This is a genomic window from Bordetella sp. (genome assembly GCF_051960075.1).
In the GTDB taxonomy this organism is placed as follows: domain Bacteria; phylum Pseudomonadota; class Gammaproteobacteria; order Burkholderiales; family Burkholderiaceae_B; genus Bordetella.
This window is the reverse complement of the sequence record NZ_JBQCER010000102.1, coordinates 40,121-54,986: the sequence shown is the minus strand read 5'-3', so window position 1 is coordinate 54,986 and position 14,866 is coordinate 40,121. Positions and strand designations below refer to the sequence as shown.

Annotated in this window: 11 protein-coding genes; 7 read left to right on the top strand and 4 right to left on the bottom strand. The window is 65.0% G+C overall.

What is annotated here, in order from left to right; genetic code table 11:
- The first annotated feature begins 23 nt into the window (after positions 1-23).
- From ACTHJ1_RS18190 to ACTHJ1_RS18165, 6 genes are all read left to right on the top strand, one after another.
- Positions 24-1,055: a 2-aminoethylphosphonate ABC transporter substrate-binding protein gene (locus ACTHJ1_RS18190; protein ID WP_440195493.1), complete on the top strand. Its 1,032-nt coding sequence runs from the start codon at positions 24-26 to the stop codon at positions 1,053-1,055.
- A gap of 83 nt (positions 1,056-1,138) precedes the next feature.
- Entirely contained in the window at positions 1,139-2,296 is a 1,158-nt protein-coding gene (locus ACTHJ1_RS18185) for an ABC transporter ATP-binding protein (RefSeq protein WP_440195490.1), read from the top strand.
- Positions 2,286-3,173: a 2-aminoethylphosphonate ABC transporter permease subunit gene (locus tag ACTHJ1_RS18180; RefSeq protein WP_440195487.1), complete on the top strand. Its 888-nt coding sequence runs from the start codon at positions 2,286-2,288 to the stop codon at positions 3,171-3,173. Before ACTHJ1_RS18185 ends, ACTHJ1_RS18180 begins: the two co-directional genes overlap by 11 nt.
- Complete coding sequence (locus ACTHJ1_RS18175) at positions 3,157-3,957, top strand: ABC transporter permease subunit (RefSeq protein WP_440195483.1); 801 nt, start codon at positions 3,157-3,159, stop codon at positions 3,955-3,957. The genes ACTHJ1_RS18180 and ACTHJ1_RS18175 overlap by 17 nt, the downstream gene beginning before the upstream one ends.
- Positions 3,954-5,354: a (R)-1-hydroxy-2-aminoethylphosphonate ammonia-lyase gene (gene pbfA, locus ACTHJ1_RS18170; protein WP_440195480.1), complete on the top strand. Its 1,401-nt coding sequence runs from the start codon at positions 3,954-3,956 to the stop codon at positions 5,352-5,354. The genes ACTHJ1_RS18175 and pbfA overlap by 4 nt, the downstream gene beginning before the upstream one ends.
- A 52-nt stretch (positions 5,355-5,406) precedes the next feature.
- Positions 5,407-7,029 (top strand): Na/Pi cotransporter family protein, encoded by a 1,623-nt coding sequence (locus ACTHJ1_RS18165; protein WP_440195477.1) that lies wholly within the window; start codon positions 5,407-5,409, stop codon positions 7,027-7,029.
- Positions 7,030-7,051: 22 nt separating this feature from the next.
- On the opposite strand, the gene ACTHJ1_RS18160 is transcribed toward ACTHJ1_RS18165, so the two are convergent.
- Genes ACTHJ1_RS18160 through ACTHJ1_RS18145 form a run of 4 tightly spaced genes read right to left on the bottom strand, consistent with a single transcriptional unit; the run spans position 7,052 to position 13,583 of the window.
- Positions 7,052-7,615 carry a 5'-3'-deoxyribonucleotidase gene (locus ACTHJ1_RS18160; protein WP_440195474.1) on the bottom strand — a complete coding sequence of 188 codons (564 nt, stop codon included), beginning with the start codon at positions 7,613-7,615 and terminating at the stop codon, positions 7,052-7,054.
- Positions 7,616-7,672: 57 nt separating this feature from the next.
- Positions 7,673-9,205, bottom strand: coding sequence for an efflux transporter outer membrane subunit (locus ACTHJ1_RS18155; RefSeq protein ID WP_440195471.1), 1,533 nt, complete (start codon positions 9,203-9,205; stop codon positions 7,673-7,675).
- Positions 9,206-9,215: 10 nt separating this feature from the next.
- Positions 9,216-12,401 (bottom strand): efflux RND transporter permease subunit, encoded by a 3,186-nt coding sequence (locus ACTHJ1_RS18150; RefSeq protein ID WP_440195469.1) that lies wholly within the window; start codon positions 12,399-12,401, stop codon positions 9,216-9,218.
- Positions 12,402-12,428: 27 nt separating this feature from the next.
- The gene (locus tag ACTHJ1_RS18145) at positions 12,429-13,583 is read right to left on the bottom strand and encodes an efflux RND transporter periplasmic adaptor subunit (RefSeq protein ID WP_440195466.1); all 1,155 of its coding nucleotides are present in this window, start codon (positions 13,581-13,583) and stop codon (positions 12,429-12,431) included.
- Positions 13,584-13,834: 251 nt separating this feature from the next.
- Here ACTHJ1_RS18145 and ACTHJ1_RS18140 point away from each other — a divergent pair, with 251 nt between their 5' ends.
- Positions 13,835-14,866, top strand: coding sequence for a LysR substrate-binding domain-containing protein (locus tag ACTHJ1_RS18140; RefSeq protein WP_440195463.1), 1,032 nt, complete (start codon positions 13,835-13,837; stop codon positions 14,864-14,866).

The window sequence follows — 14,866 nt, the reverse complement described above, 5'->3', positions numbered from 1 at the left end:
AATCAACCCAGGAAAGGATAGACATGAAGACTCAACTGATGGCTGTGGCGGCGTGTGCGCTCGCTTTTGCGGTGACTCCCGCCCATGCTCAATCCAATGTCGTGACGATATATAGCGCGGACGGCCTGCACGACGGCTCGCCGAGCTGGTATGGCGAAGAGTTCAAGGCCTTCACCAAGCAAACGGGTATCAAGGTGCAGTACATCGAAGCGGGCTCCAGCGGCGTCGTGGATCGGCTCAGCAAAGAGAAGTCGAACACCCAGGCCGACGTGATCGTGTCGATTCCGCCTTTCATCCAGAAGGCGGCGGCCGACGGCCTGCTGCAGGCCTATACGCCGGCGGGGGCCGACAAGATAGACTCCAGCGACAAAGATCCCAAGGGCTTGTTCTATTCCATCGTCGGCAACTATCCCAATTTTATCTACAACAAGATGATGCTCAAGAGCCCGCCGAAGACTTACGACGATCTGCTTGCGCCGCAGTACAAGCAGAAAATCCAGTATTCGACGCCGGGACAGGCCGCCGACGGCACGGCCGTGATGCTGCAGGCTTTCCATGCATTTGGCGGCAAGCCGGCCGGTTTCGCCTATTTGAGCAAGCTGCAGACCAACAACCTTGGGCCGTCCGCGTCCACAGGCAAGCTTACGGCGCTGGTCAACAAAGGTGAAATCTACGTTGCCAACGGCGACATGCAGATGAACCTGGCTCAGATGCGCGACAACCCCAATATCGCGGTGTTCTTTCCCGCCGGACCTGACGGCAAGCGAGCGACTTTCGCGTTGCCTTACGCCATTGGCCTGGTGGCCGGAGCGCCCCATGCGGCCAACGGCAAGAAGCTGATTGATTTTCTCTTGAGCGTCAAGGCACAGGAGAATGTCAGCAAGATCGGCCAGGGTCTGCCTGTGCGCACCGATGTGCAGCCGAACGACAGCAATTTCAAAACGCTGCATGCGATGCTGCAGGGCGTGGAAATCTGGCAGCCCGACTGGAACCAGACCTTGCAAAACCTGTCCGCAGATGTGGCTGCTTACAACAAGGCAACTGCGAGCGATTGATATGAGACAACCCTCACGCTCACTACGTTCGCTGCCTCTCGGGGAGGCTTCGGCCGCCTTCGGGCGCCGGTGCGGAGGCTGATATGAACACGATGACTGTCGAAAGAGAGGCGCCGCCGTTCGCCGCGGTCGCGCCGGTCACCGCCGCCGTCGGATCCGAGGCAATCGGCATCGGCTTCGAGGGCGTGTCGGTAGCCTACGGCAGCCAGACGATACTGGAGTCGTTGACGCTGACCGTGAAACCTGGCGAAATCGTCGCGTTGATCGGCTCGTCCGGCTCCGGCAAGACGACTGCGCTGCGCGCCGTGGCCGGCTTCGTGCAACCCACTGCGGGACGCATCATTATCGGCGGCCGCGACGTCACGCGGTTGCCGCCCTACGCGCGCAATATCGGGATGGTGGTGCAAAACTACGCGCTCTTCCCGCATATGCGCGTCGAAGACAATGTCGCGTTCGGGTTGCGCGCTCAAGGTCAGGCAGGCGTGATCAAGAACCGTGTGCCGGAGTGCCTGGAGCTCGTGGGCATGACCAAATACGCTAAGCGCTATCCGCGCGAACTCTCGGGCGGGCAGCAGCAGCGCGTGGCGATCGCCCGCGCGCTTGCGATTCGTCCGCAGGTTTTGCTGCTCGACGAGCCGCTCTCGGCGCTGGACGCGCAGATCCGCCGCGCGATGCTGGACGAACTTGCCAAGCTGCATCGCAACCTGCCCTCGCTCACCGTGCTTTACGTGACGCACGACCAGACCGAGGCACTCACGCTGGCCGACCATATCGGCATCATGCGTGACGGCAAGCTGATTGCCTATGGCGATGTCCAGGGGCTGTACCGCCATCCGCCCAACCGCTTTGCCGCAGAATTTCTCGGCCGCGCGAATGTGCTTGCGGTGCAAGGCCTGATGCCTCTGGGCGGTGGTTACGCGCGGGTGCGTTTTCGCGACCGGCATATCGAAGGGGTCAACCATCACGGACTGGCGACGGGCTCGGCGTGCTTCGTTTGCGTGCGGCCGCACGATCTGCAGTTCGCGCCGAGCGCGGCGGCAACCAATTCGCTGACGGGCGTGGTGCGCAGCGTGCAGTGGCTGGGCGAATTGCACAACATCATGCTCAGCGTCGGTGACGAGACGCTGCGCCTGAGTTGTTCGCCGCTGGCCGAGCCACCCGAGCCGGGGACGACGCTCACCGTGCACTTCGATCCCGCGGACGTCACTCTCGTTCCGGAGGCCGAGAGCCATGTCAACTGAAGCCGCCATCGTCCTGCCCGCCCTAGGCCGTGCGTCCGGCGTCGGGCTGCGCAATCTCTGGATAGCGCCGCCGCTCCTGATCCTGGTTGCGCTGTTCTTTTATCCGTTCGCGCTGATCGTGATGCAGGCGCTCGGCGGCAATCAGCACGTGTTTTCGCTGGCGAACTTCGAACGTGTTCTGCATACGCGTCAATTCGCCAGCGGCATCTACAACACGATTCAGATCGCGGTCTCGGCGTCGATAGGCTGTCTCTTGCTGGGATTCATTTTCTCGCTCGTGATCGCGTTCGTGCCGTTTCCGGGCGCGCGCTTCATCGGCAGGCTCATCGACACCTTCATCTCTCTTCCGACCTTTCTCGTCGCGCTTGCGTTCACCTTCGTGTACGGCTCGGCCGGCCTCATCAACCAGTCGCTGATGCAGACTCTGCACCTGCAGTTTCCGCCGCTCGACTTCCTCTATACCAGGTGGGGAGTGGTTCTATCGGAGGTCACGGTTTACACGCCCTTCATCATGCGTCCGCTGTTGGCCTGTTTTTCGCAGCTCGACATTGCGCAGATCGAGGTGGCGAGCAGTCTGGGAGCGCGTCCGTGGCGCATCATCAGGCAGATCATTCTGCCGGCCGCGCTGCCCTCGCTGCTGGCGGGCGGCAGTCTGTGTCTGCTGCTGACCGTCAATGAATTCGGCATCGTGCTCTTCATCGGCGCCAAGGACGTGATTACGCTGCCGCTGCTTATCTACAACAAGGCGATTCAGGAGTTCGATTACACGACTGCCTGCGTCATCGCCGTGGTCAACATTGCGCTGTCGCTCGGACTTTATGTCTGCTATCGAGCGATCGTGTCGTTTTTCGGAGGTCGTCGTGCTGCTTTGGGCTAGATGGGCGAAGGCGCTGACTTGGGGCGCGACGGCGGCGCTGTTCTGCGCGGTGTACGGCCTGCCGGTCGCGATGATCGTGCTGGCGAGCGTGAGCGGTCAATGGAATGGCATCTTGCCGAGTCATCTGACGTTCGTGCATTACGTCAACGTTTTGCATACAGATTCGGCAGGCCAGCTGCAGGTGAGCGTGATGACGGGCGTGATCGCGAGCGTCGCTGCGCTCGTGAGCGGAACCTGGGCAGCGCTGGCGCTGCGCCGCATGCGCAGGTTGCCTCGGCGTATCCTGGACATGATTTTTTTCGTGCCCAGCGCAGTGCCTTCGGTGTCGATCGGCCTCGGGCTGCTGGTCGCGTTCAGCCGGCCGCCGGTGCTACTCAACGGCACAGCGACGATCGTCTTCTTCGCGCATTTCCTACTGATATCGGCTTTTACCTACGGCAATGTGTCGGCGGGCCTTGCACGCATCGCACCCGAGTATGGCGAGGTGGCCGAGAGTCTGGGCGCGAGGCCATTTTATGCGCTCACGCGCGTGACGCTGCCGCTGGTTGCGCCGTTCCTGATCGCCTCGTTCAGTCTGAGCTTCGCCTTGTCGATGGGTGAGCTCGGCGCGACGCTGATGATCTACCCGCCGGGCTGGGTCACACTGCCTGTCGGCATCTTCGCCCTGTCCGACCGCGGAGCGATTTTCGATGCGTCGGCGCTTACCGTGGTCCTGGGCGTGGTGACACTGATAGTGCTGATGGGGCTGTCGCGCATTTCCACTCGCTCCATGGTGCGCAGATGAGCGCCGCCACCCAGACCGGGGGGGCGGTAGCCCAGTCCGAAAGCGACACAAATCTGACGAGCCGCCGCCGAGCGTGGCAGCAGCGCGCGCTGGACGATCGCAGCCGGGCGCTGATCGGACGCGATGCCGATGCGTTCCTGCATCAGTCGGTTTCCTCGCCCTGCCTGAATGCGATCGCCAGAGCCGAGGGCATCTGGATCGAAGACGTGGCGGGGCGCCGTTACATGGATTTTCACGGGAATAACGTCCACCACATCGGCTACGGCCATCCGCGGCTGAAGAAGGCCATTGCCGACCAGATGGACGCGCTGGCGTTCGCGCCGCGCCGCTATGCGTGCGAGACCGCCGTAGAACTCGCGGAGAAACTCGGCGCGATCGCTCCCGGCGCGCTTTCCAAGGTGCTGCTCACCACCGGCGGATCCGATGCCAACGAGGTCGCCATCAAGCTCGCGCGTGCCGCGACGGGCCGCTTCAAGACACTGTCTTTCTGGGACGCCTTTCACGGCGCGGGCATCGGAGCCTCGGCGCTGTCTGGCGAAGCCCTGTTCCGTTCTGGGCCGCTTGCTCCGCTGGTTGCGGGCGCGCAGCATGTGGCGCCGTTCGCCTGCTACCGCTGCCCCTACGGCCACGACTGCGACGCAGACGGCGCACCACGGCTCGAACTGTGCCGCATGGCTTGCGCGAACATGGTCGATTACGTGCTCGAGCGCGAGGGCGATGTGGCCGCGGTGATCGCCGAGCCTGCGCGCTGCGTACCCTATCTGCCGCCGCCGGGCTACTGGAAGCGGGTGCAGGAGGCCTGCCGCCGGCACGGCGCGCTGCTCATCTTCGACGAGATTCCCACCGGCCTGGGTAAGACAGGGCGCCTGTTCGCCTGCGAACACGACAACGTCGTGCCCGATATTCTGGTGATGGGCAAGGCGCTGGGCGGCGGCATCCTGCCGATCGCGGCTTGCATCGCGCGGCCCGAGTTGGACGTCGCGGGCGACTGGGCTTTTGGCCATTACACGCACGAGAAAAATCCGGTGACGACCCGCGCGGCGCTGACGACGATCCAGATCATCGAAGACGAAGGACTGGTCGAAAACGCCGCGCGGATGGGCGAACTGGCTTTGGACCGCATGCAGGAGATGAAACGCCGGCTGCCTTCGATCGGCGATGTGCGCGGACGCGGCCTGATGCTCGGCATCGAGCTGGTGAAAAGCCGCGTCGACAAGACGCCCGACGCCGATCTGGCCGAGGCGGTGCTGTACCGCGCGCTCGATCGCGGCCTGTCGTTCAAGACGACGATGGGCAACGTGCTCACACTCACGCCGCCGCTCACGGTCTCGGCCGGGCAGATGCTCGGCGCGCTGGACATTATCGAGGAGGCGATTTCGGCGTGCATACGCGCGTAAACTACCGAATTGACTCAAAAATCGAAATGGAGGGGCGCGGGTGGTCCTGATCGTGCTTCATCTTGCGGGCGGCGTGGCGCTGCTGACCTGGGGCTTGCATATGGTCGAGTCCGGGCTGATGCGCGCTTTCGGCGCGTCGCTCAAGCGCTTCATGGCCAAGAGCCTGGGCAATCGCTTCAACGCGTTCTTCGCGGGCCTCGCGATAACCGGCGCGCTGCAAAGCAGCACGGCGACCGGCATGATCGCCTCCTCGTTCGCGGCGCGCGGCCTGATGCGCCCGGTGACGGGCCTGGCCGTGATGCTCGGCGCCAACGTGGGTTCGACGCTCATCGTCCAGGCGTTTGCGCTCGACCTGAGCTGGATCTCGCCCGTATGCCTCCTGGTGGGCATGTGGCTTTTCGAAAGAGGCAAGGGCTCGCGCAACCGCGATATCGGCCGCGCGTCGATCGGCCTGGGCCTGATGCTGCTGGCGCTGACGATACTCGTCTCGACGGTCCAGCCTGCCGAGACCGCGCCGGCCCTGCGCACCGTGCTCGGCGCGTTGGCCGGAGAGCCCATGCTCAACGCCGCCCTGGCCTGCCTGCTTACCTGGGCCGCGCACTCCAGTATCCCTATCGTGCTGTTCGTCATGTCGATGGCCAGCCTGCACACCGTCTCGATGAGCACGGCGGTCGCCATGGTCTTGGGCGCGAACGTGGGCAGCGCGCTCAATCCCTACTTCGAGGCCGCCAAGGGCAACGATAAAAGCCGGCGCAGGCTGCCGGCCGGCAACCTGTTGCTGCGCGGCGGCGTGTGCGTTCTCCTGATCGCGGCCTGCGACCCGCTCGCGCGGCTGCTCGGAAATATCTCCGCCGATCCGGGCCGCGTCATCGCCGATTTCCACACCGGCCTGAACATCGTCATCGCGTTGATCTTCATCGGCGTGCTCGATCCGGTGGCGCGCCTGCTGGAGCGCATGTTGCCTGCGCTACAGTTGCCCGAGGACGCCAATGCGCCGCGTTATCTCGATGAAAGCGCATTGCCCATCCCGTCTCACGCGCTCTCCTGCGCTGCGCGGGAGGTGGGCCACATGGGCGAGATCGTCGAGGTGATGCTGCGAGACAGCATGCCGGTGCTGCTGGCCAACGACCGCCGCGCCCTGAGCGACATCGCCAGCCGGGACGATGCCGTCGACATGCTGCACGATGCGATCAAATACTACGTAACCGAAATAACGCGCGAGCCTCTCGAAGACGAAGATCGCCAGTGGGCGTCCTCGATCATGACCGCGGTGATCAACCTCGAGCACATCGGCGATATCATCGACAAGAATCTGCTGGAAACCGCGCGCAAGAAGATCAAGGCTCAGCTGAGCTTTTCGGCCGAAGGCGCCGAGGAACTGCGCGCATTGCATCATGCGGTCATCGACAGCTTCCATCGCGTCCAGGCGCTGCTCGTGTCGCGCCGGCCGCAGATCGCGGCGCAGGTGATCGCCGATAAGCATGCCATCCGCGATCTGGAGCGCGCGGCCCGCGAGCGTCATCTCGAACGCCTGCGCAACGGGCTGCCGGACAGCGTCGCTTCGAGTTCACTGCATCTGGATGTGCTGCGCGACCTGGTGCGCATTCAATCGCATATTTGCGCGCTCGCCTATCCTCTGCTGGAAGAGCGCGTGGCTGCCGAGGCGCACAACTGAGGTTCCCCGTCGGAGCACGACACTAGGCATCGGCGGCATAGAGCTGGCCGGCCAGCACATTGCGCCAATCGGTCCATACCATGCGCGGGCGGTCGGCGACGTGGCGGTTGTAGGGAGCGTCGTAGACGATGTGACGCCAGGACGGCTGCGCCACGGCGCCTTTGACTGTCGGCTTGTCGTCGATGAGAATGTCGCCCCGCACCAGGGTCTTGTCGCGCGTCATGACGATGCGCTCGGTCGCCGCGCGGCCCAGGTGGCGCTCGACCCACAGGAACTTCTCGGCCACGCAGTTCTCGTACTGGTGCAGGGGCGAGGTGCAGATGCGCAGATCCATGCCCAGCGCCAGCAGTTCCTTGAATGCCTCGATTGCGCCCGGTACGGGCGGCAGTTCGCGTATGAAGCCGGGCGCGGTATAGATGGCCTCTGCCTTGCCGCGCAGTTCTGGCGGGTAGTCGTCGAGCAGGTTGAATGACTTGCGGTCTTCGTAGGCCACGGGCGCGATGGCGGGGTGTCGGTCGCGCCAGGCGGCGAGGAAGGCGTGTTCGAAGTCGGCGAGCACGCCGTCCTGGTCGATCAAAATGATCATGAATGCACGTGGCGGTAAATGGGTCGAGCCCATTGTGCCACGTGCGCGCCGCGTGTCTTATCGGTTTGCGGCATCGGCCGCGATCTGCGGCTGCGGCAGGCCCCAGCCGCCACCCAGCGCGCGGATCAGATTGATCACGGTGCGGGCCCGGTCGCCGTCGAGTTGGGCCGAGGCGCGCTGTTGCTGCAGCGCCGTGCGGTCGGCGTCGAGCACATCCAGGTAGCTGACCGCGCCTTCGCGGTACTGCGTCTGCGACAGGTGTGCCGCTCGCGTCGCAGACTGCAGCGCGGCGTCTTGCGCGGCGGTCTGGCCATGCAGCAGCCGCAGGCTGGCCAGGTTGTCCTCGACCTCGCGGAAAGCCGTCAGCACGGTCTGCCGGTAGTCGGCCACGTCTTCTTCATAGACTGCGCGCGCGCGGTCCAGATTGGCCTGGCGCCGACCGCCGTCGAAAATAGGCAGCGACAGGGCAGTGCCCACCAGCGGACCGAGCAGGAACGTGCGGCTGGACCAATTGAACAGATCGCCCAGCGTGGCGGATTCGAAGCCTCCCGCGCCTGTCAGCGTCAGACTGGGAAAGAACGCCGCTTTGGCCACGCCGATGCGAGCATTGGCCGCGGCCATGGCGCGCTCGGCCGCCGCAATGTCGGGACGGCGCTCCAGCAGGCTCGACGGCAGCCCGGCGGGAATGTCGATCGCGATACGGGCGATAGGCCGGGCCGACAGGCTGAACTCGGACGGTGCCTTGCCAAGCAGCACGGCCAGCGCGTGCTCGGCCGCAGCGCGGCTGCGGGCAACGCCAGCCGCATCGGCGCGGGCCGATTCCAGATCCGTGCGCGCGCGGTCCAGGTCCAGCTCGCCGACGTCGCCGGCCTCGTAGCGATGCTGGATCAGATCGACAGTCTTGGCGCGCAGATCGACCGTGTCGCGGTAGATCTGCAGTTCGGCGTCGAGTTCGCGCACCTGGAAGTAGGCTTGCGCCACGTCGGCCTGCAGGGCGAGCAGCACCGAGCGGTATAGCGCCGCGCTTTGCTGCGCGTCGGCCGTCGCGGCGTCTACCGAAGACGATACCCGGCCAAACAGGTCGGCTTCATACGACACCGAGCCCTGGGCGCGCCACAGCGTGGTGCTGGTGGCAGATCCGTTGTCCGGTCGGCCTTGCGAGGCCGGCGAGGCACGCTCGCGCATGGGGCCGAAGCCGGCGTCCAGTTGCGGGTAGCGATCGGCGTTGGCGTTGCGCACCAGAGCGCGGGCCTGGCCCAGTCGCGCGGCCGCCGCCTTCAGGCTCTGGTTGGCGTCTTGGGCCTGAGCCTCCAGCGCATCGAGGGCGGGGTCGCCGAATACCTTCCACCACGCTCCGCGCAAGGCGTCTTCGGCGGGCTTGGCCAACTGCCAGCTGCCGGTCTCGCCGGCCGGCAGCGCGGCCTGTGAGGCCGAAGCCGGCGCTTCCTTGAAGGCAGCGGGTACATCGACTTGCGGACGGTGGTAGTCGGGACCCACGGCGCAGCCCGCCAGCGCCAGCGATAGGGCCAAGGGCAGGAACAGCGCGGCCCGGCCTGACGCGGCCCGACGGATTCTCGTTGTGCTTGTCATGAAAAGATCCTTATTGTTCGGCGCTGGCGTGTCGCAGGGGCGCGTCGTGGCGCGCGGCCGAGTGCAGGGCGCCTCGGCCCAGCTTGCGCAGCAGCACATAGAACACCGGTGTTAGGAACAGGCCGAACAGCGTCACACCCAGCATGCCGAAGAACACGGCCACGCCCATGGCATGGCGCATTTCGGAGCCGGCGCCGGTGGAAAGCGCCAGCGGCACCACGCCCATGATGAAAGCGATAGACGTCATCAAGATGGGGCGCAGGCGCAATCGGCAGGCCTCGATGGCGGCAGCAAGCGGCGTACTGCCTTGCATTTCCAGTTCGCGGGCGAACTCCACGATCAGGATCGCATTCTTGGCCGACAGCCCCACCAGCACCATCAGCCCGATCTGGGTGAAGATGTTGTTGTCGCCGTGCGTGAGCCATACGCCGGTAAGCGCAGCCAGAATGCTCATGGGCACGATCATGATCACCGCCAGCGGCAGGGTCAGGCTTTCATACAGCGCGGCCAGCACCAGGAAGACCAGCAGCACGCTGATGGGAAACACCCACAGTCCGGCGTTGCCGGCCAGCATCTGCTGGTAGGCCAGATCGGTCCACTCGATCTTGAAACCGCGCGGCAGCACTTCCTGCGCGATGCGCTCGGCTGCCGCCTGAGCCTGGTTGGTCGAATAGCCGGGCGCCGGGCCGCTGTTGATGTCGGCGGCGGTATAGCCGTTGTAGCGCACCACCATCTCGGGGCCGAAGCTCTGCTTGATCGTTACCAGCGACGAGAGGGGCACCATCTGGCCGGCGGCGTTGCGCGTCTTGAGCTGCAGTATGTCCTCGGGGTGCGAGCGGAACGGCGCGTCGGCCTGGGCGCGCACCTGGAAGACGCGGCCGAAGCGGTTGAAGTCGTTCACGTACACCGACCCCAGATAGACCTGCATGGTGTCGAACACGTCGGTCACCGGCACGCCCAGTTGTTTAGCCTTGACGCGGTCCAGGTCCACGTCGATCTGCGGCACGTTGACCTGGTAGTTCGTGAACGTGGGGCCCAGCTCGGGCGTCTGCCGCGCCTTGGCGATGAAGGCCTGTGTGGCCTTGTCCAGCGCGGCATAGCCCTGCGCGCCGCGGTCCTCGATCTGCAGCTTGAAGCCGCCCAGCGTGCCCAGGCCCAGGATGGGCGGGGGCGGGAACACGGCTACGATCGAATCCTTGATGGCCGCGAACTTTTGGTTCAGATGCATGGCGATGGCGTTTGCCGACAGGGCGGCGCCCCGACGCTTGTCGAAGTCGTCCAGCGACACGAAGACGATGCCCGCGCTCGAGCTGTTGGTAAAGCCGTTGATCGACAAGCCGGGGAAAGCGATGGCGCTTTTCACGCCGGGCTCATGCAGGGCGATGTCGCTCATGCGCCGGATCACCGCGTCGGTGCGGTCGAGCGAGGCGCCGTTGGGCAATTGGGCGAAGGCCACCAGATACTGCTTGTCCTGCGCGGGAATGAATCCGCCGGGCAGGATATAGGCCACGCCTGCGGTCAGCGCCAGCAGTACGGCGTACACCAGCATCGAAGAACCCTTGCGGCGCAGCACGCCGCCCACGCCGTCGGCGTAGCGTTCGGAGGCGCGGCTGAAACCGCGGTTGAACAGGCGGAAGAAGGGGCCCAGCACCTTGTGCATGGCGCGCGACAGCCAGTCGGTCTGCTCGCTGTGCGGCTTGAGCAGCAGGGCCGACATGGCCGGCGAGAGCGTCAGCGAATTGAAGGCCGAGATCACCGTCGAGATGGCGATGGTCACCGCGAACTGCTTGTAGAACTGGCCTGAAAGGCCGGTCATGAAGGCCAGCGGCACGAACACCGCGCACAGCGTCAGCGCGATGGCGATGATGGGGCCGCTCACTTCGCGCATGGCGCGGTAGGTGGCCTCGCGCGGCGACAGTCCGGCCTCGATATTGCGCTCGACGTTCTCGACCACCACGATGGCGTCGTCGACCACGATGCCGATGGCCAGCACCATGCCGAACAGCGACAGCGCGTTGATGGAATAGCCGAAGAGCAGCAGCAGCGAGAACGTGCCGATGATGGAGATCGGAACGGCCAGCAGCGGAATGACCGAGGCGCGCCAGGTCTGCAGAAACACGATCACCACCAGCACCACCAGCGCAATGGCTTCCAGCAGCGTGTGCACGACGGCTTCGATGCTGGCGCGCACGAATTGCGTGGGGTCGTATTCGATGCGGTATTGCACCGAGGGCGGGAAATCCTTGGACAGTTCGGCCATGGTCTCGCGCACCTCGCTCGACACCTGCAGCGCGTTCGAACCCGGCGCCTGCATGATGGCCATGGCCACCGCCTGCTTGTTGTTCAGCAGCGAGCGCAGCGCATAGTCCTGGGCGTCGAGCTTGATGCGGGCCACGTCGGACAGGTGCGTCACCGCGCCGTCGGGCGAGGTCTTGAGTATGATGCGGCCGAATTCCTCCGCGGTCGTCAGGCGGCCGCGCGCGTTCACCGAAAACTGCATGGGCACGTCGCCGTTGGTGGGCGATGCGCCGATGGTGCCGGCGGCTACCTGGACGTTCTGCTCGCGGATGGCGTTGACGACGTCCATGGCCGTCAGGCCATGCTGTGCGACTCGGTTGGGGTCGAGCCAGACGCGCATGGCGTAGTCGCCTGCGCCCCAGACCTGCACGTCGCCCACGCCGTTCAGGCGCGCCAGCCGGTCTTTTACGTTGAGCACCGCATAGTTGCGCAAATAGGTCGCGTCGTAGCGGTTGTCGGGCGAGATCAGGTGAACCACCAGAGTCAGCGTGGGCGAACTCTTGACCGTGGTTACGCCCAGGCGCTGCACGTCTTCGGGCAGGCGCGGCAGGGCTTGCGAGACGCGGTTCTGCACCAATTGCTGGGCCTTGTCCGGATCGGTGCCCAGGCGAAAGAAGACCGTCAGCGCAAAGGAACCGTCGCTATTGGCCTGCGACTGCATGTAGAGCATGTCTTCGACGCCGTTGATGGACTGCTCCAGCGGCGATGCCACCGTTGCGGCGATGACCTTGGGGTTGGCCCCGGGGTATTGAGCCCGCACCACCACCGAGGGAGGCACGACTTCCGGGTATTCGGAGATGGGCAGCTGGAACATGGCCAACAAGCCGCCCAGCAACACCAGCACCGACAGCACGCCCGCGAAGATGGGCCGATCGATGAAGAATTTGGAGATATTCATGGGGTGTGTTCTTAGTGTTGTCAGGCCTTAGTTCAGGCCTGCCGAGGCGGTCTGGATGGGCGCTGCCTGGCCGTCCATGGACACGAGGTTGGGCGCGACGGCATCGCCGGGGCGCACGCGCTGCAGGCCGCCGACGACGATGCGCTCGCCTGCCTTCAGGCCGTGCGTCACCACGCGCAGCGGGCCGACACTGGCGCCCAGCTGTACGGCGCGGTAGTCGGCGTGGTTGGCCGGATCCAACACCAGCACGTAGCGCTTGTCCTGGTCGGTGCCGATGGCCTTTTCGTCGACCAGCACGGCGTCATGCGGCGCGCTGGCTCCCAGGCGAACCCGGGCGTAGAGGCCCGGCAGCATCAGGCCGTCACGGTTGTCGAATACGGCGCGCACGCGGATCGTCCCCGAGGACGGATCGAGCTGGTTGTCCACTGATGCCACCACGCCCTTGTGCGGATAGCCGTTTTCGTCGGCCAGGCCCATTTGCACGGGCACCGAGGCGCCCTGCGCGCGAGTACGGTCCACGTAGCGCAGGAAGGTCTGTTCGTCCACGTTGAACGAAGCGTACATGCGAGCCACCGATACGACGGTGGTCAGCACGGCCGATGAAGCGCCGGCCGACACCACATTGCCCGGCGTGACTTCGGCGCGCGAAACCCGTCCATCGATCGGCGCGACGATGCGCGTGTAGCCCAGATTGATGCGGGCCGTTTTAAGCGCCGCCGCCGCGGCGCGGGCATCGCTCTCTTTCTGGTCGTAGTCGCGGCGCGCAATGGCGTTTTCAGCCAGCAGCCGCTTGGCTCGGGCCAAGTCGGAAGCGGTGTAGGCGGCGCTGGCCTCGGCGCGCTCGACCTGCGCTTCGTAGGGGCGCGGGTCGATGGTAAAGAGCAGGTCGCCCTTCTTGACCAGCGCGCCGTCCTTGAAGTGCACCTGGGTCAGGGTGCCCGATACCAGGGGGCGGATGTCGACCCGGTCGATGGCTTCGAGCCGGCCCGAATAACGCTGCCAGTCGATGATGGGGCGGCTGATCACGGGGGCTACGTCGACGGGGGCGGCGGGCGCCGCCTGCTGGGCATGCGCGGGCGTCTGCGCGGCGGGGCCGAACATCGCATAGCCGCCTGCCGCGGCGAGTATGACGGCCAGGGTCAGGGCCGAAAAACGAAAAGCGCGGGGTCGAGAAATCGTCATGACGTTTCCTTGGGAAAGCAGAAAATGGGAATCGGGCCGAGATGGCCGGCGAGCGCGGGAGGCTGAATCTGCCGCCGCGCGAGACGTCGCCACGCGCGCGGCGAGGCAGGTTCCACGGGATAACCCGGATTCTGAGTGTTTTATTGGGTGGGATAAACGTCGAGTTTTCGGCAATACTGGTCGGCAAAAACTAACAATGTGCCGATTTTTGGACTATGCTGTCTCCCGTACCGCTCTTCTCAGGAAACGCCATGGACCGTTTTCAAGCCATGCAGGTCTTTACCCGGGTCGTCGAAGCCAACAGCTTTACCCGCGCCGCCGACGCGCTGGTATTGCCCCGCACCACCGTCACCACCATCATCCAGAATCTGGAAAAGCATCTAGGCGTGCGCTTGCTCAACCGCACCACGCGCCGGCTCAGCCTCACGCCCGACGGCGCAGCCTATTACAAGCACAGCGTGCGCATCCTGGCCGAGGTCGAGGAAACCGAGGCCTACCTGCAGGACGTGTCGGTGCACCCGCAGGGGCGCTTGCGCATCGACGTCAAGCCCAGCATCGGCACGCTGCTGCTCATTCCCGCGCTGTGCGATTTTCATGAACGCTACCCCGACATCGAGCTGGCCATCGGGCTGTCGGACCGCAAAGTGGACCTGGTGCAGGACGCGGTCGATTGCGTGATCCGCATCGGCGAGCTTGAGGATTCCAGCCTGGTGGCGCGACGCATCGGCGTCATCGAGCGCATCACCTGCGCCTCCCCCGCCTATCTGGAACGCCACGGCGTGCCGCGCACCATCGAAGACCTGCAGCGGCATCAGGCCGTGCATTACTTTTTGGGGCCCGGCCGCAATTACGGCTGGGATTTCCTCGTCGACGGCCAACTGAGGCATGTCGACGCGCCCGGCATTGTCTCGGTCAACGAGTGGTCGGCCCACTTGGCCTGCGGCGTGCAGGGCTTCGGCATCATCCAGACGGGGCGCTTCGCCGCGCTGCCGCACATGCAAAAGGGCGAGCTGGTCGAGGTGCTGTCCGAGTACCGACCCGCGGCGGTGCCCATCTCTCTCCTTTATCTGCAGAACCGCCAGCTCTCGCCCAAGATCCGCGCGTTTTCCGATTGGGTGGCCGACCTGTTCTCCTGCTGCCCGCTGCTCAGCGGCCGCAATGAGAACGATCCCTCCGTGCTCGAATGCCAGCGGCTCATGGCGCAGGGCGCCCGGATCAGTCCGCAGGCCCAGGAGGCCACGCGCCAGCACGTGCCGGTGGATCCGCCGGAAGTCCTGGTATAG